Origin of the sequence: Plebeiibacterium sediminum, from assembly GCF_026013605.1 — a bacterium.
In the GTDB taxonomy this organism is placed as follows: Bacteria; Bacteroidota; Bacteroidia; order Bacteroidales; family Marinilabiliaceae; genus Saccharicrinis; species Saccharicrinis sediminus.
In genome coordinates this window covers 19436-46355 of the sequence record NZ_JAPDPJ010000023.1, presented here as the reverse complement: position 1 = coordinate 46355, position 26920 = coordinate 19436, and the positions used below count along the sequence as shown (strand labels likewise).

The following is a 26920-nucleotide window of genomic DNA, read 5'->3' as shown; positions in this document are numbered from 1 at the left end:
TTGTACCGATATTAATTATTGATCTATCAATTTTAATTTATAACTATTCAAATTATATTTTAAAGTTGTTAATATATATTATTACAAGATCAAAATATTCTATCAATAAGTAGATTAAACAAATTGTAAGTTAAAAGTAAATTTGTACTCAGTTTTATATGAATTTGTAAGGAGTTTAATAATGATAATCATATAAAACTAAGATTCCATTTTTAAGTTCAACTGTGTAGAATAATAAAAAAGGCTACTCCGTTAAGAGTAGCCTAAATATTATAATGTAATTAGTATCTGTTTTCTATTTGTTAACCTGGAAAGTTTTATTTCCGTTTTTAATAAAGTCAACAATTTGGTTGGCAGCAGCAACACCAGCATTGATGTTTGCTTCAGCTGTTTGAGCACCCATTTTTTTAGGAGTAAAGAAATATCTTCCTTCAAATGCAGCATACTCATCTTTGTTATCCGGAGCAATATCCGAAATATAAGAGAAGTCAGCTCTTTCATTCATTAACTTAATCATGTCTGCTTCGTGAATTACTTCTTTACGTGCAGTGTTTACTAGAACTGCATTTGCAGGCATTTTTGATAATAAGTCAAAGTTGATGGACTGTTTAGTTTTGTCGTTAGCAGGGATGTGTAATGAAACGTATTGACAAGTAGCATATAATTCTTCTACTGAATCAACAGGAGTAACACCGTCAGCTTTCATTTTATCTGCGCTTACAAATGGATCAAAAGCATAAACTTCCATTCCAATTCCCTGAGCTATTTTTGCTACATAAACACCTACGTTACCATAAGCGTGGATACCGATTTTTTTACCTCTTAATTCTGTTCCTGCAGTTCCATTGTATGCATTACGAGCCATTGAAATCATCATTCCAAATGCTAATTCAGCAACTGCGTTTGAATTTTGTCCTGGAGTGTTCATTGCAACAACATTGTTTGCTGTACAAGCTTCAAGATCAAGGTTGTCATATCCAGCACCAGCTCTTACAACAATTTTTAAATCTGCAGCAGCTTCAACAACTTCAGCAGTAACATTATCAGAACGAACAATAAGTGCAGATGCATCTTTAACTGCGTTTAAAAGATCTGCTTTGTCAGTATATTTTTCAAGTAAAGCAAACTCAAAGCCTGCTTCTTTTACAATAGCTTCAATTTTATCTACAGCTGCCTTTGCAAAAGGTTTTTCTGTAGCAACAAGTACTTTAGTCATGATATATTGAATTGATATTTTTGATTAGATAGAAAACAAAACCGAAGTTTAAAATAAACTTCGGTTTAAAAATCATATTTTAGTGCTTAGCAGCAAATTCTTTCATTGCAGCAACCAATACTTCAACGCTTTCTTTTGGTAATGCATTGTAAGTAGAAGCACGGAATCCACCAACAGAACGGTGACCTTTGATACCAACACAACCTTTAGATGTTGCTAATTCCATAAAGTCTTTTTCTAATTCAGTGTATTCATCATTCATAACAAAACAAATATTCATTAAAGAACGATCTTCTTCAGCTTCAACTGTTGCTTTGAAGAATTTATTGCTGTCAATTTCATCATAAAGAAGCGAAGCTTTCTCAATGTTTTTCTTTTGCATTTCAGCAACACCACCTTGAGCTTTTAACCATTGTAAAGTTTGAAGCGCAGCGAATACAGGTAATACTGGAGGCGTATTAAACATTGATTCTTTTTCAATGTGAGTTCTGTAGTCTAACATTGTAGGAATTGCTCTTTCTACTTGTCCTAAAGCATTTTCGTTAACAATTGCAATTGTAACACCTGATGGAGCAAGGTTTTTCTGAGCTCCAGCATAAATAATATCGTATTTAGAAACATCAATTGGACGAGAGAAAATATCAGATGACATATCTGCCACTAATCTAACACCTAGATCTAAATCAGTTTTGATTTCAGTACCATAAATAGTGTTATTAGAAGTGATATGTAAATAATCAGCATCAGCTGGAACTTCAAAATTCTTAGGGATATAAGTATAGTTTTTATCTTTAGAAGAAGCAACCTCAACAACTTCACCAAAAAGTTTTGCTTCTTTTTGAGCTTTTGAAGCCCATGCTCCAGTGTTTAAATAAGCAGCTTTTGTTTTTAATAAGTTAAATGGAGCCATGCAAAATTGTGTACTTGCACCACCACCTACAAAAATCACTTTATATCCAGCTGGAAGATCTAATAATTCATTAACAAGTGAAATGGCTTCATCCATTACCGCTACAAATTCTTTGGATCTATGAGAAATTTCCATAACAGATAAACCTGTTCCTGCAAAATTCATAACAGCTTCAGCTGTGTTTTTGATTGTGTATTCCGGTAAAATTGATGGTCCGGCGTAAAAATTATGCTTTTTCATGCGTTAAATAATTTTGTTTTACACTTAGATAGCCATTTGCATAGCTATAGTATCGATAATGGTTAATACTTAATAAATCACATTTGATAAATATCGTATCAAATAACCTTAACTTATTAAAACTGTATTTTTATAAGCTTTATGACTTATCTGATTCGATTTCTAGCGCAAAATTAGAAAAATATGTCACTAATACCCAGAATTTATAATAAAACATAGTTATATTCCATAATAAATTGTTATATTAAATACTGTTGCTAATGGAGTATTATGTATTTAAAATGCAGATATACAGTGTGGTAAATGGTAGTAATTGAGTTGATAGAACCTAATTTAAATCATGAAAAAAATCTTTAATCAGTGATAAAAATCATTTTAAACTTGCGTTTTAATACCAATCGGAAGCCTAAATAATGTATTTATATACGACAAAGATTCTTTTCATAACTAAAAATGTATAATAATACAATTAAACAAATGGTAATTTAACCACTTCAGCTTTTAATTTTCTGTTTCTTACTTTTATATAAATAGCAGTACCAATTTTACTGTATTCACTATTTAAATATCCCATTCCAATTCCATATTTCAAAATTGGAGAATGAGTTCCAGATGTAACGGTTCCAATAATATTGTCATCCTGATCAACAATTTCGTATCCGTGTCGAGGGATTCCTTTGTCGATCATTTTAAAACCTTTTAGTTTTTTATTAACGCCTTCATTTTTTTGTTTTAATAAAACATCTTTATCAATAAAATCCTTTGTTTCTGTAAATTTGGTAATCCAGCCTAATCCTGCTTCAATAGGCGAAGTTGTATCATCAATATCATTACCATACAAACAAAATCCTTTTTCCAGTCTTAATGTATCACGAGCTCCCAAACCAATAGGTGCAATGTCAAATTCTTTACCTGCTTCAAATACTTTCTCCCAGATTTCAACAGCATGTTCGTTATACATATATAATTCAAAACCTCCTGCACCAGTATAACCGGTATTTGAAATGATAACGTCATCAATGCCAGCAAAACTTCCTGTTGTAAAACAATAATAAGGAATCTCAGATAAATTTACATCCGTTAGTTTTTGAAGTACTTTGATTGCATCAGGCCCCTGAATAGCTAATTGAGAAATTTTGTCAGATGCGTTTTCAAGCTCAGCACCCACTGTATTGTTCGCATTGCACCATTCCCAATCTTTATCAATATTAGCAGCGTTAACTACTAACATATATTTTTCATCTTCATACTTATATACCAATAAGTCATCAACAATACCACCTTTACCATTAGGGAAACAACTGTATTGAGCTTTACCAATAGTTAGGGTTGAAGCATCGTTAGTAGTTACTTTTTGGATAAAATCAAGGGCTTTAGGTCCTTTAACCCAGAATTCGCCCATATGTGATACATCAAATACACCTACAGATTCTCTAACCTGAATGTGTTCCTTACTAATTCCTGCGTATTCTACAGGCATTTCAAAACCTGCAAAAGGTACAATTTTAGCTTCAAATTTTTTATGTAGTTCAAATAAAGCTGTCTTTTTCATTTGTATATAATTTTTTGTTTAAGGCCAAATGGAACTTACCTGAATAATTATCTGTCTGCGTTAGAAAACCACTCAAATGACTCGTTACATTTGTTTTTATTATTCTTATATTACTTAATCATTATAAATTTATTGTATACAAATGTATGAATTATGAGACTCGTCAAATATGATTTATATTCTATTTTGAAGGATATAATTATGTTGAAATATGAAATTGAATTTATTTATTAAACGTTTAAATTTTAAAGGGATAATATGGTTATTTGATAAAAAAAAGTAGATTTGTATTATAATTTTTGTATATACGAAGACCTTACCTTATGGAAGAAAATAATAAATATGTAGATCTGACTTATTTAGAGGGTATTGCAGATGGAGATACAAGTATCATAAAAGAATTGGTTGAAATCTTTTTAGACCAGATGCCTGAGTTTACAGAAGGATTTGAGCAAAATTTAGGAGAAAAGAATTGGCTTAAGATTGCCGCTATTGCACATAAAGCTAAATCTTCTGTTGTATCAATGGGTATGCAAGAGTTGGGAAATGTAGATTTAAAAAATCTGGAATTGCTGGCAAAGCAATTGCGAATTTTAGAATTAGAAGAAAAGACAAGTATTACAGAAGCCCAAAAAGAAGAAATCAGCACATTAAAAAGAAATTTTGAAGGTTATCCTGAAGACAGAATAAATTGGGTAAAAGAAAATGCCAATATTTCAGAATTAACAAAACTTATTAATAAATTTAATGATGTTTGTGGTGAGGCTGTTAAAGAGCTTTCACAAGTAATAAGTACCTATTAAACCATATATAGCTCATGTTAGAAGTAAAGAATAATAAAGAAGTTAATATTATTAGTATCAATAAATCCGATAGATTAACTGCTGCTACTGCGGAAGAAGTAAAAATTGCGTTGACTAAAGTTGTATCTGAAAGTAAGGAAAAAGTAGTTTTAAATCTTTCGAATATAAAATTTATTGACAGTACTGGTATTGGTGTAATTATTTCAGCTTTAAAAACAGCCAGACAAAACAATAATAATTTTTATCTGTGTTGTGTACAAGATGATGTTATGAGTCTTTTAAAACTCATGAAGCTTGATAAAGTATTTGATATTTATTCTAAGGAAAATTAAAAGATAAAAAAAGGTGATTCAATTTTGAATCACCTTTTTTATTATATTATTTCTACAGTTGAAGAGGGTAACCAACCATCATTACCATCACTTATTTGTATCCTGTACCAATCACTAACCGATTCTAAAATTTTAACCTTAGTTCCTTCATGTAAAATAAATAATTCTGTTCCACTTACAGATGGCGAACTTTTTATTGTTACGGACGGTTCAAATATAATAGCTCCATTTCTATTAGTAAGCATGTTCTTTTGCTTTGCAGAGAAGCTAATTGATGTAATGCATACCAGAATAAGAATAATGGCTGAAAAGAAAGCTATTTGTTTCAAGGATTTGGATCTTGTAAACATGAAAATAGCTAACAGTAATAAACCTAAAGCAAATGTAACGATTGAAATGATAGCCCAGGTGTCTGATTTAGTTGTGTTACGGAAGCTTTTAAACCAGGTTATTAAGAAAAATTCTCCTACAGTTTCAAGTTTATCTGTTATTTGAGAATTTGCCATTTGTAAGTTGTATGATATATCTTTATCATGTGGCAATATTAACTTTGCTCTTTCATAATTTAATATTGCTTTAGGCAAATTCCCTGACTTGTAATAAGCATTTCCCAGGTTGAAATAAACATCTCCGCTTTCCATTCCTGAATTAAGAATTTCTTCATAAGCAGTAATAGCTTCGCTGTAGTTTTGATTCTGGAAAAGCTCATTTGCTTTATCAAATCTTGCATCATTACTCGCAAAAGAGCTAACAGATAAAAATAAGATTGATATAAATAAAAATATAATACGTTTCATTGTCTTTCAATTTAATGTGTAACCTATAGTTTGCAGTATTAATTTTGTATTAAACCAATAAACTACAATTAATGAAGTTACTTTTTAATCTGATTATCTAGTTTGCTAATATTATTTAGAGCTTTATTATATAGTTTATCCATTTGCTCAGTTTCACCTGAAGCAGGAGAGAAGCGGGCAAATTCACATGTATCCAACACTTCAAGTAATTCGTTCTTCACTTCTTCAGAAACACCTCTTTTAGTAATTAAATCCGCTGCCTTTTCTTTGCTTAATTCACTTACTGGCAAAAATAATTTATCGCTTAAATAAGTATATAACGCTTTTAATACCTCTTCGTAAAATGCTTCATGATTATTTTCTTTCAGATAAGTTGAAGATTTTTTCAATCTTTTTGTAGCCATTTTGTTGGCTTTTTTATTCTTAACTAAATGAATATTGGCATTTTCATGAATCTTCTTTTTATTTAATATATATGCTATAATAAATAAAATAACAGGTATGATATATCCCAGATAGAAGATTAATGAACCAAACAAAAAGGTTCCTCTTTCTTTAAGATTTGTTTTATCTGTTTTGATAAATCTGATATCCTTTCCAATAAACTGAACATCTTCTCTGTTAATACTTGAAGGAGTATAGGTTGAACCATTTTGTTCTTCAGTGCCTTTTTCCACTTCTATTACAATCGGATCTGATTTTATTGTTACAAACTTTCCACTCTTAGGGTTAAAGTATGTGAATACTAACGGATCTATAGTGTAATTACCTCCAAATCTCGGAATAATCAAATATTCAAAGGTATTTGAACCTTTCATACCAGACACCGTGTTGGTGAAGTTATTCTTGTTAGTAGGATCAAAAGTGTCAAAATCTGTAGAGAAATTGAATTCAGGAGCCGACATTAGCTTGTGGTTTCCTGTTCCGGAAATTACTGCTTTAATTGTGATTCCATCATTTACTTTTACCTTATTCTGAGAACAGGTTACTTTCATTGAAAGATCACCCACTGCTCCGGAAAAACTTTTTGGTCTTGGAGAAGGAAATGGTTTAACATTGACATTGATTGATTTTGATTTAACACGCTTTTTTACCATTCGGTAATTGTTGTCAAAAAAATCATCAAAAATACTGGTTGAACGACGACTGATGCGTTGTTTAATCAGGAATTCAATTTCAGTAGGTTCAATGGTTTGTGGTCCGCTTTTTTGAGCGTACAACACTTTTCTTTCTAATGTACCAACTCTATATTGTTTGTTATTTACAAATTCGTATGTCCACTGAATATTATTTCCATCCTCAATATCCTGAACAATAAAATTTCTATAGTCAGGGTGCTTAATATCCGAAATATTATCAAGATTGATACGAGTATAAATTTTTGTGGTTAATACAAGTGGTTCACCTTGATAGATACTGGATTTATTATTGGTTACAGTTATAAATAAATCATCCTTTGAAAAAGAGTTGCTTCCAGATTCTTGCTGACTTTGGCTTTGTTGTGTAGTATTGCCACCCTCATTTTTTACAACTTCAATACTTAAACTATTGCTCTCGTATTTTTCTCCATCTACAGTAATTTGAGCCGGAGCCAGCGTGTACTTTCCCGGTTTATCACATTTAAGAATATAGGTATATGTGAATTCTTTACTTCTGGTGATTTTTCCATTAATGATTTGAGTGCTTGAGCTTGTCATCCTACTTGGTCCCATTAACACGGTAAAATCATTTAGTTGGGGTAATCTTAAGTCTTCACCTTCTTCATTAACACTATATATTAATTGAAATTTTTCTCCAGAAAGTACAGCACTTTTAGCTTGTGCTGTAAATTCCACATCTTCTGCAAAGAGCGAAGATGAGAAAAATAGAATTAATAAAGTGAATAATATTGAGTGTCTCATTTTTCAATAATTTCGATGATTAATTATATTAAAGCCACAAAAGTAATACAAATAATTACTATTATTTACCAGTTCTTTTCAATGTTTCCTGCAGGATTACCTTTTACTTTTCTCATTTTTTCCTGCAATTCTTTTTCATCCTGATTTAAAGCATTTAAAATGCGCTGTGCATCTTCTTTTGAAATATTATCGTTTTGTGGTTTACTGTCCTGGCTATCTGGTGTTCCATCATTATTAGAATCTGTGTCTCTATAATCCGGAATACCATCGCCATCGGTATCTTTTGGTTCATTCGGATTTTCTCCAGCTTCCTCTTTATCAGATTTACCATCGTTATCCGAGTCATTATCTTTGTAATCAGGAATTCCATCCTTATCAGTATCTTCATTAGGACTTGGATTACCTTGTTGATCTTGTTGTTCTTTCTCATCAGGAATACCATCGCCATCAGAATCCTGGTTTTGCTGATTCTGTTGATCTTTGTTTTGTTGATCCTGGTTCTGTTTGTCCTGATTTTGCTGATCCTTATTCTGGTCTTTATTCTGATCCTGATTTTGTTTGTTTTGCTCTTGCTGTTGTTTCATCTTTAAAGCAGCAATTAAATTATACCTGGTTTCATCGTCCAGAGGATTATTTTTTAATGCTGTTTTATATGATTTAATAGCGTTGTCAATATCTTTTTTTGCCAGGTATGTATTTCCAAGATTATGATTGATCATTGCCTTTTGATCCTTGGTTAAATCTTCCTGTTTGATACTTTTAAACTGATTCAGCGCTTCCTCGTATTTTTCTTGTTTAAAGTATGCATCACCCAGATTAAACTCTGCTTCAAACGAGGATTTTCCTTCAGCCAGATTATCTAATGCTTTTTTATATTCAATTTCAGATTCAATATATTTTTCATTAGAAAACTCTTTGTTCCCATCACGTATGAATTTACGTTCCTTTTGTGCGGAAGCAACAGAAACGCCTATAAATAACACTAATGCAGATATTAATAATTTCATTTTGCGTCCTCCTTATTTTCCTCAAAAAGATTAATGTTTTTCAGATACTTATTCTTTCTTTCCAAAATCATAAAGTCGATAATTAGGAAAAGAAGAGCCAATAGAGCTATGTATTGAAACTGGTGGTCATAGTCAGTATAGATTTTTGCATCCATCTCAGTTTTTTCAAGTTTTGACAGATGATCAACCAAATCATTAATTCCTTTTCTGATATTATTGGCAGATATAAACTCACCATCACCATTTTTAGCAATATTGATAAGCATATCTTCATTTAACTTAGAGATAACAACATTACCTTCACGGTCTTTCATGAAATTGTTTTTATTGCTATCCCCAACAGGAATAGGAGCACCTTTGGGTAATCCCATCCCAACAGTATATACTTTTATTCCCTTTTCAACTGCGGCTTTTGCTGCAGCTATAGCATCATCTTCGTGGTTTTCACCATCGGTAATCACAATTATAGCCCTGTTAACTTCTTCCTGTGAACTAAATGATCGGATACCTTTTTCAATGGCTGCTCCAATTGCAGTACCCTGCGTAGGAATTATGCCTGTGTTTATGGTGGAAATAAACATTTTAGCCGAAGGATAATCTGTTGTAATTGGTAATTGAGTGTATGCCTGACCAGCAAAAACAATTAAACCAACCTTATCATTTTCTAGTTTATCCACCAATTGGTAAATGGCTCTTTTAGCTCTGTCTAATCTACTTGGTTGAATATCCTGAGCATTCATACTGTTTGATACATCAAGAGCTATCATGATTTCAATACCTTTTCTTTTAACTGTTTCAAGTTTAGAACCAAATTGTGGTCCTGCCATGGTTAGTATTAAACAAATAATAACCAATAGCATAATATAAAATTTAATAATCGGTCGTATACTTGAAGCACTGGGCATTAACGATTCTAACAGTTCAGGATTACCAAACTGTTGAAGTGCCTTTTTTCGCCTTTTTCCTATAATTAAACTTAGGAAAGCTAAGACAGGAACTATTATTAAAAGGTATAGATATTCAGGATTTTCAAATCTAAACATATTTTCAAATCTTAATGGGTTATTTAAGGAAGGTTTCTAAGTATGGTTGACTTAATAAATACTTCCATTAAAATGAAAAGAGCAGCCAGAATAGCAAAAATTAAGTACTCTTCAGAACGTTTTGTGTATTCTTTAACCTCAATTTTTGTTTTTTCCATTTGGTCAATCTCTTCATAAATTTTCTTTAAGCTTGTTTTGTTTGTTGCTCTAAAATATTGGCCACCTGTTGTTTCAGCGATTTCTTTCATCATTGGCTCATCAATCTTAACTTCCTCCTCTACATATCTTGTTCCATAAGGTGTTTGTACAGGAATCTGAGCTTTTCCTTCGGATCCAACCCCAATGGTATAGACTCTGATGCCAAAAGTTTTAGCAATTTCGGCCGCTGTTAATGGTGCTACTTCACCACGATTGTTAACACCATCAGTTAAAAGAATAATTACTTTTGATTTCGCATCGCTATCTTTTATTCTGTTAACAGCTGTAGCTAGTCCAAGTCCAATCGCAGTTCCATCTTCAACCATTCTGGTTTTGATGTCATGTGTCAAATTAACTAAAACAGCTTTATCTGTTGTTAATGGGCATTGCGTAAAGCTTTCTCCGGCAAATATCACTAGTCCAATTTTATCGTTTGGCCGTGCCGACATAAATTCCGTGGCAACATCCTTTGCAGCTTCAAGTCTGTTGGGCTTAAAGTCCAACGCTTCCATACTCGAAGAAATGTCTAAGGTCATTACAATATCAATACCTTCTGTTACCACATCTCTTGAGCTATTTGATGATTGAGGTCGGGCCAATACTATAATCAAAAATATGATTGCTATTGAACGCAAAGCAAAAGGCACATGTCTGAAATATACTTTCCAGGAAACTGGCGCATTTTCAAATCCCTTTAGTGAAGATATTTGTAAAGAAGCTTGAGCGCTTTTTTGTTTCCAAATGTACCAGCCAATCATTGGAATTAATCCCAATAATAGATAAAAGAAATTTGGATGTAAAAAGGTTATGCTACTCATTTTTCAAACTCATTATGCATCATAAAATGCAGGTTTTTACTCGTTGGAATTTTTTTCTTTTTCCAACATTAAATCTTTTTCTTCTTCTAGTGATTTAATGAGGTTTTCTTTAGTTTTTTCAATAAAGAAATAAGCATTCATTAAACTTAAAGCATGTTCATCCGGCAATGGCTCAAACTTTGCAAATTTAACCAGGTCAGATAGTTCAAGTACCTGATTTAATTGATCAAATATTTCTTTGTCAATTTTTGCAGATGTTTTAATCTCTGATAGAATTTCAATGGAAGTTTGCTCTAAAGCAGGAATATCATATCTGTTTTCAATGTACTCACGTAATATATTTGAAACAGAAGTATAAAATTCTTTTATTTTATTATTCTCCCAAAGTTTAGCTTCCTTCACTTTATCAAGTTCCCTGATAGCTATAATATGAGCCGGCTCATCGGGTTTTGCTTTAATAAAAACCTTACCATCTCCCTGATGCTTTCTTTTATAATATAAATATCCCCAAATAGCTAATCCAAGTACCACTAAAATTCCAAGTACCCAATAGATATATTCCAGTATCTCAGATAATTTAAATGGAGAATCTTGTACTCCTTTAATATCAAACATACCTTTTTCCGGATTTACTTCCTGAAAAGGATTTACAACCCTTAAACTCAAAGGATCTGTATCAACCATGTTTTTAAGTTCTCCATCAAAAACTTCGATTTTTATTGGGGGAATATAATGTAATCCGCTATCAAACGATGTAATTCTGTATAGTTGAGACAATACAATTCTATCGTTATCCATTTTTATACTATCAACTTCTCCTTTTTCTACAATTTCAATACTCTTTGTAATTGTATCATTAAATACTGGGAAATTGACTTTTAATCCTTCTGGTTGGCTTACTTCAATTCGTAAGTCAATCTGACCACCAATTAAAATTGTAGTAGAATCAAGCGTTGCAGAAGCACTTACATTTTGTGCATTTGTTTTTATACCAGATAAAAAAATACAGCAAAATATAACCACTAAGGCTTTTATACTTGTTTTATGGTATTTATAGAATTCAATTGCTATTGAGTTCATTATATTCGTTTTTTAAATAAATACATGAGCGCCTTTACATAATCTTCATCAGTTCTTATTGATGCGCTATCAATACCACACTTTCTGAAAATTGTTTGCGTTTTTTCATCATTCTCTAGCCAATGCTTTTTAAAGGCATCTCTTACCTTTTTATTTGATGTATCAATCCAGGAATAAGCCCCGCTTTCAGCATCTTTAAGTTTTATTAATCCAATAGGGGGCATTTCTGTTTCTCTTTCATCATAAACTTTAAGAGCTACCACATCATGTTTTTGATTGGCTATTTTTAATGGATTCTCAAATTCATCATCCATAAAATCAGAGATGATAAAAGTGGTACATCGCTTTTTTATAGCATTGGTTAAATACCTTAATGCTTCACCAATATTTGTAGTTCTGTTTTCAGGAGTAAACGAAATAAGTTGGCGAATGATATGAAGAATGTGTTTACGGCCTTTTTGAGGCGAAATGAACTTTTCAATCTTATCAGAGAAAAAGATAACTCCAATTTTATCATTGTTTTGAATAGCCGAAAAAGCAAGAACAGCAGCGATTTCGGTAATTACATTTTTTTTGTATTTAAAGGATGTACCGAATTCTCTGGAGCCGGATACATCAATTAATAACATAACAGTTAGTTCTCTTTCTTCTTCAAAAACCTTTACATATGGGTGGTTAAACCTGGCTGTAACATTCCAGTCAATATTTCTGATATCATCTCCATATTGATACTCTCTCACCTCACTAAAGGTCATACCTCTGCCTTTAAAGGCAGAATGGTATTCTCCCGCAAATATATTACTTGAAAGTCCCCGAGTTTTTATTTCAATCTGGCGGACTTTTTTTAGTAGATCCGTTGTTTCCATTTAATCTTTTATTTATGCGATTAATGATAAGGATGTTAATCCTGCGTAAAATAAAATAAAAGACTAAGGCACTTCAACTGTATTTAAAATGTCGTTAATTACCTCTATTGAAGTTACATTGTTAGCTTCTGCCTCGTAAGATAAACCAATTCTGTGTCTTAGTACATCATGGCAAACAGCTCTTACATCCTCAGGAATAACATATCCTCTTCGCTTAATGAAAGCATATGCTTTCGCAGCCATTGATAAACTGATACTTGCACGAGGAGAACAGCCGTATGAAATCATTTCCTTGTACTTTTCCAAATTGTATTTTTCAGGGAATCTGGTAGCAAATACAATGTCAACAATGTATTTTTCAATTTTCTCATCCATGTAAACATCTTTAACAACCTTTCTGGCTCTGATAATATCATCAGGTTTTAAGATAGAAGATGCTTTTGGAAATGATTGAGCAAGATTATGACGGATAATCATTTGTTCTTCTTCTTTCTGAGGATAGTCAATCACAATCTTTAGCATAAAACGGTCAACCTGCGCTTCTGGAAGAGGATAAGTACCTTCTTGTTCAATAGGGTTTTGAGTTGCCATTACCAAGAATGGTTCCTCTAGTTTATATGTAGTCTCGCCAATAGTAACCTGACGCTCTTGCATGGCTTCAAGTAGAGCACTTTGTACTTTAGCCGGGGCTCGGTTAATCTCATCTGCTAATACAAAATTGGTGAAAATAGGACCTTTTTTAATAATGAATTCCTCATTTTTCTGACTATAAATCATTGTACCTAAAAGGTCAGCAGGTAATAAATCCGGAGTAAACTGAATTCGGCTAAACTTTGCATCAACAATAGTTGCAAGCGTATTAATGGCTAAAGTTTTAGCCAGACCAGGAACACCTTCTAATAAAATGTGACCATCACTTAATAAACCAATTAGTAATCCTTCAACCAAATGTTTCTGGCCAACAATTACTTTGTTCATTTCAATAGTTAGTAAGTCTACAAAAGAACTTTCATTTTTTATTCTTTCATTTAACTCTCTTATATCTACAGATTGCTCCATGAGTTTAATATTTCTTGTTAATACTTTATTCTTTCTATGAGGATTCCAAAATTAGTTTTTTAATATGCGGAGGTGTAAAAGCAATTGTTAAATAATGTTAATCAAAGAGCGAGTTTCCCTGATATTGCTAAATTTTAACTCTTCTTTAACTTTTTATTTTATCCTTTTTAACTCAGTGAACTTTTATAAAAAATATTGGTTTAAGAAAATGGAGAGAGAAAGAAAAAATGAGAATGTTTTACTTTAAAATTTGTATTATTATTCCAGTTTTTCAGATTATTAATAAATAAATTTAGTTTAGATCTTATGTTTGAAGATAGAGATTTTGTATGTAAACATATGCTGTTACGAAAAGGTGATTTTGTAAAGTTAATTCATGAAAAGGGTTTGAAAACAATGGATGAAGTGCAGGATGAAACCAATGCAGCAACAATTTGTGGTTCTTGTTATGCAGATCTTGAAGAGATTTTGGAAGAAGAACTGAAAAAAGAAAAAGAATAAGAGAAAAGGACCTACTCAATATATAATTGTTAGTAGGTCCTTGTTTTTTATCTGAATAATAAAGAGCTATCTCCGTAACTTAAAAATCTAAAATCATTATTTAGGGCGTAGTTGTATATTTCTTTCCAGTTATCTCCGGAAGTAAAAGCTGCTATTAGTAATAATAACGTACTGTTAGGTTGGTGAAAATTAGTAATTAGTCTGTTTACTACCTTAAAGCTATAACCCGGGGCAATCATAATTCCAGTACTACTTTGTAAAACTGAAGTTCCTTTGTTTTGAAGATATTTTTTTAAAGCCAAAAGTGCGTTTTTTGTACTGTGGTGACCAGGTAGATTGTATGGGTCCCATTGTGATATATAGAACTCATTAATGTTCTCCAACTGCTTTACTCCAAGCCAATAAAGGCTTTCAAGAGTTCTTACAGTAGTTGTGCCAGTGCTGGTAATGTTATCCTCAAATTTTAATAGTAAATCAATAGTTTTTTCTTCAACGAAAAAATGTTCTATATGCATTTCGTGATCAGAAATTTTTTCACTTTTAACGGGTTTAAATGTTCCGGCTCCAACATGGAGTGTTACATTGGTAATGTCAATATTGTTTCTATTTAATTTGTCAATCACGTTTTCTGTAAAATGCAGACCTGCTGTAGGAGCTGCAACAGAACCTTTGTGATTTGAGTATACTGTTTGGTATCTTGATAAATCAATTTCTTCAGTATCTCTGTTTAAATAAGGAGGAATAGGGATGTTACCAATGTTTTCAAGAATTTCAGCAAATGTAAAACTATTGTTGTCCCATGAAAAATTAATGATTTGAGCATCATCTAAAATTTCCTCACGTTCAATTGTGATGGTTATTTCCTGGTTGTTGATCGTAATAGATTTTGTTAAAGGTCCATTCTTCCATTTTTTTGAGTTTCCAACAATGCATTTCCATGAACAAGATTGTTTTGTTTGAAAAACTAAATTTAAATCAGATGGATTAATTGGCTCTAAACAAAAAACTTCGATGTTAGCACCGGTTGTTTTTTGAAACTGAATACGGGCTTGTATTACTTTAGTGTTGTTAAATACTATTAGGCTGTTTGAAGGTATATATTTATGTAGGTTGTGAAACTGGTTTTCTTCAATATTATTATTCTTATATATCAGTAGTTTTGAGTCTTCTCTGTTTTTTAAAGGGTATTTTGCTATTTTTTCTGGTGGTAATTGGTAGGTATATTCCTGAATACTAATGTTGGGTTTATTCATTGTAAAATCTCTATGTACTTAAAAATTAACTGCTAATAAAAAACGATTGCAAAAATAGTCAACTTTATTCAATTGTACAGAAGTATTTTTATAATTTCAGGTTCGAAAAATTAATGAATTAATATTAGAAACTAATGGCAATTGGTATAGGAGATCGAGTACGTTTTTTAAATGAAGTAGGAGGAGGTATCGTTAGTAGAGTTGAAGGTGGAAAAATGGTGTTTGTTTTAGATGACGATGGTTTTGAAGTTCCATCTTTAATTACGGAAGTGGTTTTGGTGGAGAAGAAGGTACAGGATAGGCAATCGGATACTGTGGAAAGTGATGATTTTAATGAGGAGTTAATTGAAGAGTCGGAGGAAGAAGGGAATCCAAAGATTTTATTAGCATGTCTAAGGAATGCAACAATGCCAACAAATGTTACGCTATACCTAATTAACGATTCTAATTTTTATCTGTTCTACACTATAGGTTTGGTTGTTGAGGATCAGGTTGAAAATCAATTTTCTGGTAGTATAGAACCAAATACTAAGATTGAATTAAAAGATTATAATATAACACAGCTTGATGGAGCTAAGTATGTAGTTAATGTATTGATGTATAGAAAATGTGTTCCCTATAAACCTAAAGACTCTATTACATACAACTTGAAATTTAGTGGATCGAAATTGTTAAAAGATGGTAGCTATGTTGCTAATGAATATTTTAATGAAAAGGCTTATTTAAACTACGTGTTAAAAGGTGTTTTAGAAGAAAAGCTTGAAGATTTAACAGGTAAAAAATTCAATAGTATAGTAAGAGAAAAAGAGAGCGTGAAGAAGGTTGTAAAGCCTAAAAGGAGGGATGATGATCAGGTGTTGGAGGTAGATCTGCATATTCATGAATTATTGGACGATGTTAGAGGTTTAAGTAATAAGGAGATGTTGGGTTACCAGATTGAAAAGTTCCATGAGATTATGGAGCAAAATAAAAAGAATAAGAACAAGAAAATTGTTTTTATTCATGGTGTTGGTAATGGTGTTTTAAAAAATGAGTTGCGAAAATTATTGGATCGTAAATATAAATGGCATAGCTATCAGGATGCCTCGTTTAAGGAATACGGTTTTGGTGCTACAATGGTGATAATATAGTTTATAAATTAAAGAAAATTATTGAAAGCTCTAATTTGAATGAAGATTCAAGTTAGAGCTTTTTTTATGTCAAATGGTCAGGCTATAATATTGCTAATAGATAATTTTTATGATCTAATTTTTAAATTACTATAAAATTATTCTGATGTAATTATATAATATTTAAATACCTATATAGTATTTTTAAATGTTAATATAAAAAAATATAATTTAATAATCTAAAGTAATTTGATATAATACAATAAAAAAAAAGATACATACAAATAAAAATAAGATAGATAAAACTTTGATTATTAATAAATATTTATAAGATTTGAATTTATTTTGATATATTATACATATATTTTTAATATATAGACAGTATTATATGCATTATACTAAATTTACAAGGAAAGACTTTTTATATAAGTTGGATGAAATTACTGCCTATAGTATTCGCGAAGCTGAAATTCGTAATGCTGTAAGTAGTTATGGTTATAATCAATCCAGACTTAATGAAGGTAGGCGGTTGTGGGAGAATTTAAGGTTGTTGTATATAGAAGCTCAGGATAAGGCTAAACTTAAAAGATCATGCCACGCAGAAAAGAAAAGTATGCAAAAAGAGATTCATAAAAATTATATGAAATATCTCAAGTTGGCTAGGATTGCTTTTGTTGATAATATTGAAGCTCAAGAATCGTTAATGTTATTAGGTGTAAGGGCAAGGACTTATGATAAGTGGTTTGTTCAGGTGTCTGTTTTTGTGAATAACTTAAAATCAAATTCTTTGTATTTAAAATCGATGGCAGAATTTGGTATAAAAGAAAAGGATCTGAATGGATTGAAGAAGCAATTGGTTGAGCTTAATGAGTTGTCGGATAAGTGTGTAAGAGTTACTGCTGTTGTTCGAATGTTGAATGATAAAGTAAAAAAAGAAACTATAGAAGTTCAGCAGTGGGTTAGTAGTTATCTTAAAGTAGCTAGAATAGCTTTGGAAGATAATCCAGAAGTATTGTCTTTGTTAGGGATAATGGGTAAAAGTTAAAAAAAAATAAGTGATAAAGAATTGTATTTTGTCACATAAAATATATAGTTAATGTTAATATTAGCGGTGTTGGTATAAAATAAATTAATCAGGTTCTATATGTTGTAACTAATAAATGCGGTCTTCGTACAAACGAATTAAGTAAAAATGCTACTTAAAATAATATTATTGTTATTTTTGACGAGGATCGTGGAAGTTGGGGCTTGAATTTTTAAAGTATTGTGTGTTGAATAGATCTTATATATTACAATATTTGTTGTTTGTAATGTTGTAATGTGTTGATACAAAATGTGAATGCTATCAAATTGGGACCTTGATAGTACAAATTAGTTAAAACCATGACCGTGAAAACCAGGAGTCATTATATATTACGATTATGATGAAAAACTTAAACCGATTGATGTTTGTGTGCCTTCTAGCAATGTCATTTGTTATTTTGAAAGCGCAAACAGGGCCAAGTAAAAAGGAGGTTAAAATGATCAAGGAGTATTTTGGTCATTCTACAAGTTCACTAAAGGGTTCTTCTTTAAAAGGACTAAGCGGTGCTATATCTTCATTGGAAGATTCTTATTGTTCTACTGATGAATTTGTGAATATTACCGTGCCTGATCCTTCTTTGTTTTCTCCTACTGCAACACGCGTAGTTTGGGAAATTGTTGTTAGTGTAGCCGGAAATCCTGAAAATCATGATGAGTGGGGAGAAGTAATTAATCCGGGTACTGTTGATGCATATTTAGAGTTTTATCCTCAGCGTGTAGCTCCTCAATTTAGGAACGATTATGATATATGGATTGGGTATTCCGTGTTAAATGCTGCAGGTTTACCTGCTGGTGGCTCGGGATTTGATACGGGTAATAGTGATAATACTAGAGTCTACAAATCTCCAACTATATATAATTTAACAGCTAATGCAACTTCTATTTGTTCTGGTAATTCTGTTGTTCTAACACTGAATAATTCAGAATCAGGTTATGCCTATCAGTTATTAGTTGATGGAAGTAATGCTACAAGTTCAACTGATGGAGTTGATGGTTCACCTATTAATTGGACAGTAGATGTTGCCGGTACCTATACTGTTGAAGTATCCAGAAAAACTGGTAGTTCTTGTACTAATACGATGAATGGTTCCCCTGTTTTAACTGTCTATAATAATCCAGTTCTAACTACAAGTGGCGATGTATCAATATGTAGTGGTAATTCAACGATTATAAGTGCAACAAGTGATATGGATCCAGATGTTACATATACTTGGGATGATGGATCAGGTGGATCTCCTGAGCACACAGGGGCATCCTTTGATGTATCACCAACAACCACGACTACTTATACGGTCAGAGGAACAAATAATACTACTGGTTGTTTTTCTGAAGAAATAATAATAGTAACAGTTAATACTCGTCCAACCGTTTCTTTATCCGGAGATGCTACAATTTGTAATGGTACATCTGCGGATTTAACTTTTGATTTTACTGGCACTGCACCCTGGACAGTAATATATAATGATGGAGCTGATCAAACTTTTTCAACAAGTGATGATCCTTATATACTAACAGTAAATCCTGCTTCTACAACTTCATATAGTTTAGTTAGTGTAGAAGATGCAAATAGCTGTTTTGCTAATGCCTCTGAATTGAGTGGATCAGCGACAGTTACGGTAAATGAAAGACCAACTGGAGTTCTGAGTGGGAATTCAACTATTTGTAATGGAGGTTCAACAACAATACATTTTGATTTAACTGGAACTGGTCCATGGGATGTTACATATAATGATGGAACAGATCATACTATTACGGTAAATACAGCATCTTATGATTTGGTGGTAAGTCCTACTTCAACAACGACTTATAGTTTTACTGGCTTAAGTGATGGTAATTGTACATCTAATGTTGGAGAATATACAGGTACAGCAACTGTTACAGTAATAGAGCGTCCAACAGGAAGTATTTCTGGTGATGCTACTATTTGTAATGGCGACAATACAGATCTTACTTTTACTTTAACAGGAGTAGGTCCCTGGGATATTACTTATAATGATGGTACAGATCATACTGTTACTGCTAATGCTTCACCTTATTATTTAACAGTTTCTCCTTCAGCTACAACAACCTATACTATTACAGGATTGTCAGATAGTCAGTGTACGTCTAATTCTGGTGATCTGTCAGGTTCTGCTATTGTTACTGTAAATCCAAGACCTACAGGAGTAGTAAGTGGAACAACTACAATATGTGATGGAGATGTAGCTCAGGTTAGTTTTACTCTAACGGGAACGGCTCCTTGGAGTTTAATCTATAATGATGGTACTGATCATGTTATTAATAATATATTATCAAGTCCTCATATAATTACTGTTTCACCGACTGTTACTACAACTTATAATTTAGTAAGTCTCTCTGATAATAATGGTTGTGATGCTCAAAATGGTGAAATGACAGGTAGCGCTGTTGTATCAGTTAATGAACGACCAACTGCAATAATAAGTGGAAATGAAACCATATGTAATGGAGATAATGCGAACTTAACAATAAATTTTACAGGTACAGCACCTTGGAATTTAACATATAATGATGGTTCAGATCACGTAATTAACGGTATTAATGTGGCATCATACAATTTAGTCGTATCTCCAACCTCCAATGCAACTTATGTTATTTCAGCTTTATCGGATGCTAATTGTACTGCAGTTCCATCTGATTTAACAGGATCAGGAACTGTGACTGTGAATGCACGACCTACAGGAATTGTATCTGGTGATGCAACAATATGTAATGGTGATAATACGAATATATCATTTACTTTTACAGGTGTTGGACCATGGGATTTAACATATAATGACGGTACATCTGATATCATTGTTAATAATATTAATACGAACCCTTATATTGTTAACGTGAGTCCTAGCACTACAAGTGTATATAGTATTGTAGCTCTTTCTGATCAATTATGTACTTCCATAAATAGTGATTTTTCAGGTCCCGCTACAGTTACAGTTAATGAAAGACCTACAGGAGTTGTATCTGGTAATGCCACTATTTGTGATGGAGAGAGTACAGATATTACATTTACCTTAACTGGATCAAGTCCTTGGGATTTAACATATAATGATGGTACAGATCATACTGTTACAGTTAATTCTAGCCCATATGTGTTAAGTGTATCGCCTAGCACAACTACTGCATATCAAATTACGTCGTTGGCGGACGCTTCATTATGTTCATCACAGGCTAGTGAAATTACTGGTTTAGTAACAATTAATGTAAACCCTAGACCTCAAGCTAGTATTTCCGGAGATAATTCTATTTGTATTGGCGAAACTACTGATCTTACTTTTAATCTTATAGGTACTGGACCTTGGAATATTACCTATAATGATGGAACAACCGATTATACGATTAATAATATAACTAATAGCACTCATGTAGAGACTATTACGACATCAGCCTCAGCTACTTATGTTGTGGTTGGATTGAGTGATGCATTATGTACATCACAAAGTTCTGATTTAACTGGTTCTGCATCTGTTACTGTTAACCAAGTTACTGCTAACCTTAGTGTTAGTGCTCCAAGTCCTGGAGCAACTACAGTATGTGCTGGTGTTGATGTAACATTTAATGCAGCTGCTACTGATGGTACTGGAAACTATAGTTATAACTTTCATCTCATCAGAGGAGGTGTTGATCAGTCTGTTCATTCGGGTTCAGCAACATATACTACACCAGATTTACAAAATGGAGATCAAATTTATGTTGTTGCAACTGATAATACTACGTCATGTACAGATAATTCTGACATTATTGCAATGACAATCAATGCAAATCCTGTTCCAGTTCTTAGTATTACTAGTGCCGGAGGAAATGAAGTTTGTTTTGGTACTCCAGTAGATTTTGTTGCTTCATCAGGATTTGACAGATACATTTTTTATAGAAATGGAACAGAAGTACTTCAGGATGGAACCTCAAATACATTAATTACTACAGTTTTAGAAAATGGTAATACGGTTAATGTAGTTGCATATGAAGGTGATTGTTTTGGAGCTTCCACTTCTATAACAATGAATATTCATGATTTGCCTGCGATTACATTAGTGAGTGACAAGACAACTGTTTGTGAAAATGAAGTAGTAACTTTTACTGCATCAGGTTCTGGGTCTGGTTCTTTGACTTATCAATTTGTTGTAAATGGAAATCCTCAAGGTAGTCAAAGTGCTACAAATACATTTACTTGGTCTGCCACAAATGATTTTGATGTAGAAGCAATTGTTTTTGACAGTTTCAATTGTGAACTAACAAGTGAAACAATTCATGTAACTATTAGCAAACCAGTTGCAACCTTAATTTCTGATAAAACATTAATTTGTGAGAATGAGGATATTACATTCACAGCTGGTGGTGGTGATAATTATGAATTTTTTATTGATGGTGTAAGTGTTCAAGGACCAGGAATTAATAATGAATATATTTCTAATACATTAGAAAATAATGATAATGTAACTGTCCAGGTTACAGATGCTTATGGTTGTGTTGCTACTCATTCAGGAATATCAATTACTGTAAATCCGGTTCCAGTAGTTTCCTTGTCAAGTTCAGATATTGATAATACTATATGTGCTAATGATGAAGTTACATTTACAGCAACAGGTGGAGATGTATATGAATTTTTTGTAGATGGAGTTAGTGTGCAGGGACCTGGAGGTAATGATGAATATATTACTACATCATTGTCTGATGGAGAGGAAGTTACTGCAATAGTTTCCTATAGTACTTCTGGTTGTTCAGCTACAACAAGTGGTATTACAACAACTGTTAATCCACTACCAACGCCAACTTTAACTATTGCACCAAGTAATTCGTTCATTAGTGGAACAAATGTTACATTGACTGCAGGTGGAGGTACTGAATACGAGTATTTTATAAACTCAACTGTCTCACAATCAAGGGATGTAAATAATATTTATAGCTCAAATTCTTTTGTAGATAATGATATTGTTACTGTAGATGTTTACGATATAAATAATTGTATGTCATCAATAGATACAATTATGCATGTCTTTGATAATATAGTTTTGCTAGATGTTTTGTCTACAGAACCTTCTTATTGTGAAGGAGGTACAGGTGTTAGTGTATATGTTGGGGGAGTTCCTCAGGACGGAGTTACCTATGAGTTAATAAGAGGTTCTGATAATTCAATTGTAGGCTCTTCTATTATGTTTAGTAGTTCAAATCCTATTGATGTTCGTTGGGATAATATTACAGGAACTGAAGAATATAGAGTTGAGGCTTATTATACATCAGTACCGGGGGTACGATTTGAAATGAATAATAGGGTTACTATTACTGAATATTCTTTACCGACTATTTATAATTTGACTCCAACTGGTTCAGTAACTGGTTGTAATGGTGGGGCTGGTCATGTGATCTCCTTAGATAATTCACAATCAGATGTGGAATATACATTATTACTAGATGATGCCCCTGTCGAAGTATTGATAGGAAGTGATGGATCACAACTAGACTTTAGTGCTCAGTTGGGAATTGGTACATACACGATTATAGCTCAGAATATTAATAGTGGATGTCAGCGTTATATGGCTGGAACCTTTGCTATAGTTGGTGATGGATCCGATGTTCCGTTTGGGGTTTATGTTATTAATCCTGCAAATCCATCAGATATTACAGATGGTAGATATTGTGAAGGACAAGCTGGAGTAGAAATTGGTTTGGATGGATCTTTGGATAATAGTGTTACTTACAAATTATTCCTGGATGGTAATGATACAGGTATTTCTGCTGTAGGAAATAATGGAGCTATTACATTCGGTACAATTGCTGCTGAAGGAACATATACTGTTCGAGTTGAATCTGCTTCCGGATGTCAGTTTCCTATGACAGGTTATGCAGATGTATCTGTTATTTCTAACCCAACTGCTTACAATGTTGTTGCTGATAATAATGGACATTATTGTGCAGGTGATGCAGGGGTAAGTATAAGTATTGATAATCAGGAACAAGGTGTTGACTATAGTTTATATTTAAATAGTACTACATTAATAGAAACGATTACAGGTACAGATGCTGTTGGTACTCCATTAGTATTTACCGGTTTACAAAATACAGCAGGTGTTTATTCTGTACAAGCAAGAGTTCCTGATGTTGATTGTACTACAGATATGGTTAATACTGTTGAAGTTCAGGTAGATGCATTGCCAACAGTGTTTGATTTGACAAGTGATGGAGATTACTGTTCTGGATCGTCAACTTATATTAATATGTCAGGATCAGAATCTAATGTTAATTATTCATTACATAATCTGGATGATGATTCATATGGAGCGTCTGTGGCTGGAACTGGTGGTGTGTTACAGTTAGAGGTAACAGCATCAGGTAATTATGAAGTTGTTGCTCAACGTAACGACGGTGTTACATCTTGTCAATCTATTATGAATGGAACTTTTGTAATTACAGAAAAACCTTTGCCAGAAGACCGCTTTATATCAGAAACTTATAATGGAACAGGTTGTGACGATGGATCAATTGTAACAGTTATAATGTCACAGTCGGGTGTTCAATATACCCTTGTTAAAAAAGTTGGAGCAAATTACTATGACGCTGGTCTACCATCAATTATGGGAGATGGTAATGACATTGATTTTGCTCCTATAGTAGATAAGGATAATGCAGAGTATACCGCAATGGCCACACTAGATGGTTGTTCTATATATTTATCGGGTAGTGTATTTATTGACATTGCAGGTGTATTAACTAAGCAGGTGGTTACTGGAGAAGGTGAAATTTGTAATGGAGATCCAGGTGTGATATTTGGTTTAAATGATACAGAATCAGGAGTTACTTACGAATTATGGTTAAGTCATAAATATGGTGTTTCAGGAGAAAGTGCAGAAGAAGTAATCGTAGGTAATGGAAGTGCTATGGATTTTCCAACTGTTAATAATGAAGGAGAATATCTTGTTATAGGAACTTCAGCAAGTTGTACAATTGAAATGGCGAATAGAGTAGTATTAAATGTAAATCCATTACCTGAAGCGTACCGCATGATTGGATCAGGAGAATTCTGTGATATGGCTGATGGAGCTGAAATTTCTTTAGATAATTCAGAAGAAGGCGTGTCTTATATGCTTCAATACGATAATGGTACTATTTTGGGTGATGCATTGAGTACACCAGCTATAGGTGGGGCTGCAACAGATACTATTACTTTTGGTAAGTTTACTGATATAGGAACATATACTGTTATAGCAACAACTGATAAAGGATGTACATCTAGTATGAATGGTTTTGTAATTACTCAGTTAAGTCCAGCTCCTGTCAACCAGCTCATTGAATTTGATAATGATTTATATTGTGAAAGTGATGCTGGAGTAGAATTCAGGTTAACTGATCATGAACCAAATGTGGTATATCAAGTAATTGATGAAACTAGTAATAGTGTAGTTGCCGAAGTATCAGATAGTGATCCAGCAGCTTCAGGAGTTCTTTCACTTGGTATGTTTACTGAAGGTACCTATAGTTTTGTAGCCTCAAGAGGAGGTGATGCTTGTGAAATTTCAATTAATAACGGAACTTCTGTTACTCTTGCAAGTGTTCCTCAGCCTACATCGCATGCAGTCTATGCTGATGCAACAAATGTATGTGGTTCAGTAGGCACCAATGTTGGTATTACAGATTCAGAGGCGGGAAGGACTTATAGGTTAGAAGATTCAACAGGACCTATTCAAGATGCTATTGCCAGTGTTTCTGGAGAAGCTATTTCATGGGCTGTTGCAGATATAGGAACATCAGAAATTTATGAAATTTATGCTGAAGCAGATGGAGGATGTGATTTATTAATGGGAACCGTTGAAGTTAATTTTAAAGATGCTCCCGCATTACCAGATTATGAGTTGTCGTCTAATGAATATTGTGAAGGAGAAGATGGTATTTCTATAGTTATACATAATACAGAACCTGATAGAGGATATCAATTAAAGAATATAGATGGAACTACAGTCGGTTTTGATGATGGAAATGGAGGAGATATTTTATTTGAAAATATTCAAGAAGGTGAATATTATATTATCGCTCGTAATTATGAGAGTGGATGTGCTACTTATAGCTTTGAAAACTTTACTATAGTAATGAATCCTACACCAAATGTTGAGATTTTACAAATAGGTAATCTTGATTGTACCGAAATGTGTTACGGATTAACAAGTTCAGATGAAATCATCCTTGATAATTCAGCACCTGAAGAAGATCTTACTGTATATAGTTTATTACTTAATGGATTGGATATTCAGCCTGAGACAGTAGATAGTGTCGGAAGAGGACGTGCAATAAACTATGGATCCAGAGCAGATGCAGGTATCTATACAGTTCGTGCTACAAGTATAAAAGGATGTACCTCAATTATGGATGGAACTGTATATTTAGAAGAGTTTCCATTAAATGCTGAAGATGATTATTTAATCTTGACTAAAGGTGAAAATGCAGGAACAATTATAGTAGCAGGTCAGGATGAGACTGTAAATGATACCTGGAATGTGAGTATTGATTTCTTAGGTGATCCTGAGACAGGAAATAATGGTAATTTAAGATTCTGGTTTGACCGTCAAGGTGGAACATCTACGGATATTTCTAGTGGTTCTGTAACTATTGACGAGATTTCTAGTGTATTAGTATACACTAAGAAACCAGGATTCTTTGGAAAAGATTCTGTTCAATATTTCTTTAAAAATACGGACTATTTAGCACCAAGAGAAAGAATTGACTCTGCTTGGGTACATATATTTGTTGGCAATAAAGATTTAGATGCTGAAAATGCCTTTATTATACCTAATGCATTCTCACCAAATGGTGATGGTATAAATGATTACTTCAGGATTAGTGGAATTGAGGAAGCTGGTATATATACAGCTGAAAAATCCAAATTAGAGGTATTCAACAGATGGGGCGCTTTAGTATATAGATCTACTGGAGATACCTATGGTGAAGATGATGAGTGGTGGGATGGTACATCTACTACAGCAAATATGGTTTCTATAGGTACAGACTTACCAAATGGTACATACTTTTATGTATATACTGTTGAAGTAAATCTTGCTACAGAAGAAACTGTACAGGTTAAAGAGTATAGTGGATATATTGAATTAAGAAGATAATGTAGATAACTAACTTTAATCTTAACTAAGAAAAAA

General features: G+C 32.7%; 18 protein-coding genes. 6 read left to right on the top strand and 12 right to left on the bottom strand.

Annotation, left to right across the window (positions count from 1 at the left end; translation table 11 throughout):
• Positions 1–295: 295 nt before the first annotated feature.
• The 3 genes from OM075_RS11280 to gcvT form a co-directional block, all read right to left on the bottom strand.
• Positions 296–1216 (bottom strand): 3-phosphoglycerate dehydrogenase, encoded by a 921-nt coding sequence (locus OM075_RS11280; RefSeq protein WP_301190619.1) that lies wholly within the window; start codon positions 1214–1216, stop codon positions 296–298.
• A gap of 79 nt (positions 1217–1295) precedes the next feature.
• Complete coding sequence (gene serC / locus OM075_RS11275) at positions 1296–2366, bottom strand: 3-phosphoserine/phosphohydroxythreonine transaminase (RefSeq protein WP_301190618.1); 1071 nt, start codon at positions 2364–2366, stop codon at positions 1296–1298.
• A 469-nt stretch (positions 2367–2835) separates the two neighbouring features.
• Positions 2836–3918, bottom strand: coding sequence for a glycine cleavage system aminomethyltransferase GcvT (gene gcvT / locus OM075_RS11270; protein ID WP_301190617.1), 1083 nt, complete (start codon positions 3916–3918; stop codon positions 2836–2838).
• 323 nt (positions 3919–4241) lie between these two features.
• Between gcvT and OM075_RS11265 the strand changes: the two genes are divergently transcribed.
• Positions 4242–4721: an Hpt domain-containing protein gene (locus OM075_RS11265; protein WP_301190616.1), complete on the top strand. Its 480-nt coding sequence runs from the start codon at positions 4242–4244 to the stop codon at positions 4719–4721.
• A gap of 14 nt (positions 4722–4735) precedes the next feature.
• Complete coding sequence (locus tag OM075_RS11260; protein WP_301190615.1) at positions 4736–5053, top strand: STAS domain-containing protein; 318 nt, start codon at positions 4736–4738, stop codon at positions 5051–5053.
• 41 nt (positions 5054–5094) lie between these two features.
• Here the strand turns inward: OM075_RS11260 and OM075_RS11255 are convergent, their stop codons facing one another.
• The 8 genes from OM075_RS11255 to OM075_RS11220 all read right to left on the bottom strand — a co-directional run bounded on the left by OM075_RS11255 (position 5095) and on the right by OM075_RS11220 (position 13822).
• Positions 5095–5850: a tetratricopeptide repeat protein gene (locus OM075_RS11255; RefSeq protein WP_301190614.1), complete on the bottom strand. Its 756-nt coding sequence runs from the start codon at positions 5848–5850 to the stop codon at positions 5095–5097.
• 77 nt (positions 5851–5927) lie between these two features.
• Entirely contained in the window at positions 5928–7751 is a 1824-nt protein-coding gene (locus OM075_RS11250; protein WP_301190613.1) for a BatD family protein, read from the bottom strand.
• Positions 7752–7816: 65 nt separating this feature from the next.
• The gene (locus tag OM075_RS11245; protein WP_301190612.1) at positions 7817–8758 is read right to left on the bottom strand and encodes a tetratricopeptide repeat protein; all 942 of its coding nucleotides are present in this window, start codon (positions 8756–8758) and stop codon (positions 7817–7819) included.
• Positions 8755–9801: a vWA domain-containing protein gene (locus tag OM075_RS11240; protein ID WP_301190611.1), complete on the bottom strand. Its 1047-nt coding sequence runs from the start codon at positions 9799–9801 to the stop codon at positions 8755–8757. The genes OM075_RS11245 and OM075_RS11240 overlap by 4 nt, the downstream gene beginning before the upstream one ends.
• 23 nt (positions 9802–9824) lie before the next feature.
• Positions 9825–10817 (bottom strand): vWA domain-containing protein, encoded by a 993-nt coding sequence (locus OM075_RS11235; protein WP_301190610.1) that lies wholly within the window; start codon positions 10815–10817, stop codon positions 9825–9827.
• Between the two features lie 36 nt (positions 10818–10853).
• The gene (locus tag OM075_RS11230) at positions 10854–11897 is read right to left on the bottom strand and encodes a hypothetical protein (protein WP_301190609.1); all 1044 of its coding nucleotides are present in this window, start codon (positions 11895–11897) and stop codon (positions 10854–10856) included.
• Positions 11897–12763, bottom strand: coding sequence for a DUF58 domain-containing protein (locus OM075_RS11225; RefSeq protein WP_301190608.1), 867 nt, complete (start codon positions 12761–12763; stop codon positions 11897–11899). The genes OM075_RS11230 and OM075_RS11225 overlap by 1 nt, the downstream gene beginning before the upstream one ends.
• Before the next feature lie 63 nt (positions 12764–12826).
• A complete protein-coding gene (locus OM075_RS11220) occupies positions 12827–13822 on the bottom strand; it encodes an AAA family ATPase (protein ID WP_301190607.1) in 996 nt (331 codons plus the stop codon).
• Between the two features lie 306 nt (positions 13823–14128).
• Here OM075_RS11220 and OM075_RS11215 point away from each other — a divergent pair, with 306 nt between their 5' ends.
• Positions 14129–14323 (top strand): (2Fe-2S)-binding protein, encoded by a 195-nt coding sequence (locus OM075_RS11215; protein ID WP_301190606.1) that lies wholly within the window; start codon positions 14129–14131, stop codon positions 14321–14323.
• Between the two features lie 47 nt (positions 14324–14370).
• Here the strand turns inward: OM075_RS11215 and OM075_RS11210 are convergent, their stop codons facing one another.
• A complete protein-coding gene (locus tag OM075_RS11210; protein ID WP_301190605.1) occupies positions 14371–15576 on the bottom strand; it encodes an S-adenosylmethionine:tRNA ribosyltransferase-isomerase in 1206 nt (401 codons plus the stop codon).
• A 134-nt stretch (positions 15577–15710) separates the two neighbouring features.
• Between OM075_RS11210 and OM075_RS11205 the strand changes: the two genes are divergently transcribed.
• From OM075_RS11205 to OM075_RS11195, 3 genes are all read left to right on the top strand, one after another.
• On the top strand, positions 15711–16706 hold the full coding sequence (locus OM075_RS11205; protein ID WP_301190604.1) for a DUF2027 domain-containing protein: 996 nt from the start codon (positions 15711–15713) through the stop codon (positions 16704–16706).
• Positions 16707–17073: 367 nt separating this feature from the next.
• On the top strand, positions 17074–17730 hold the full coding sequence (locus tag OM075_RS11200; RefSeq protein WP_301190603.1) for a PQLLE family protein: 657 nt from the start codon (positions 17074–17076) through the stop codon (positions 17728–17730).
• Positions 17731–18205: 475 nt separating this feature from the next.
• Positions 18206–26884 (top strand): Ig-like domain-containing protein, encoded by an 8679-nt coding sequence (locus tag OM075_RS11195; protein ID WP_301190602.1) that lies wholly within the window; start codon positions 18206–18208, stop codon positions 26882–26884.
• Positions 26885–26920: the final 36 nt, after the last annotated feature.

Coding starts and splice junctions, on each gene's coding strand:
- OM075_RS11220 (WP_301190607.1), bottom strand. CDS start 13,822: ATGGAGCAATCTGTAGATATAAGAGAGTTAAATGAAAGAATAAAAAAT.
- OM075_RS11240 (WP_301190611.1), bottom strand. CDS start 9,801: ATGTTTAGATTTGAAAATCCTGAATATCTATACCTTTTAATAATAGTT.
- OM075_RS11225 (WP_301190608.1), bottom strand. CDS start 12,763: ATGGAAACAACGGATCTACTAAAAAAAGTCCGCCAGATTGAAATAAAA.
- OM075_RS11235 (WP_301190610.1), bottom strand. CDS start 10,817: ATGAGTAGCATAACCTTTTTACATCCAAATTTCTTTTATCTATTATTG.
- OM075_RS11205 (WP_301190604.1), top strand. CDS start 15,711: ATGGCAATTGGTATAGGAGATCGAGTACGTTTTTTAAATGAAGTAGGA.
- OM075_RS11215 (WP_301190606.1), top strand. CDS start 14,129: ATGTTTGAAGATAGAGATTTTGTATGTAAACATATGCTGTTACGAAAA.
- serC (WP_301190618.1), bottom strand. CDS start 2,366: ATGAAAAAGCATAATTTTTACGCCGGACCATCAATTTTACCGGAATAC.
- OM075_RS11260 (WP_301190615.1), top strand. CDS start 4,736: ATGTTAGAAGTAAAGAATAATAAAGAAGTTAATATTATTAGTATCAAT.
- OM075_RS11280 (WP_301190619.1), bottom strand. CDS start 1,216: ATGACTAAAGTACTTGTTGCTACAGAAAAACCTTTTGCAAAGGCAGCT.
- OM075_RS11255 (WP_301190614.1), bottom strand. CDS start 5,850: ATGAAACGTATTATATTTTTATTTATATCAATCTTATTTTTATCTGTT.
- OM075_RS11200 (WP_301190603.1), top strand. CDS start 17,074: ATGCATTATACTAAATTTACAAGGAAAGACTTTTTATATAAGTTGGAT.
- OM075_RS11230 (WP_301190609.1), bottom strand. CDS start 11,897: ATGAACTCAATAGCAATTGAATTCTATAAATACCATAAAACAAGTATA.
- gcvT (WP_301190617.1), bottom strand. CDS start 3,918: ATGAAAAAGACAGCTTTATTTGAACTACATAAAAAATTTGAAGCTAAA.
- OM075_RS11210 (WP_301190605.1), bottom strand. CDS start 15,576: ATGAATAAACCCAACATTAGTATTCAGGAATATACCTACCAATTACCA.
- OM075_RS11250 (WP_301190613.1), bottom strand. CDS start 7,751: ATGAGACACTCAATATTATTCACTTTATTAATTCTATTTTTCTCATCT.
- OM075_RS11195 (WP_301190602.1), top strand. CDS start 18,206: ATGATCAAGGAGTATTTTGGTCATTCTACAAGTTCACTAAAGGGTTCT.
- OM075_RS11245 (WP_301190612.1), bottom strand. CDS start 8,758: ATGAAATTATTAATATCTGCATTAGTGTTATTTATAGGCGTTTCTGTT.
- OM075_RS11265 (WP_301190616.1), top strand. CDS start 4,242: ATGGAAGAAAATAATAAATATGTAGATCTGACTTATTTAGAGGGTATT.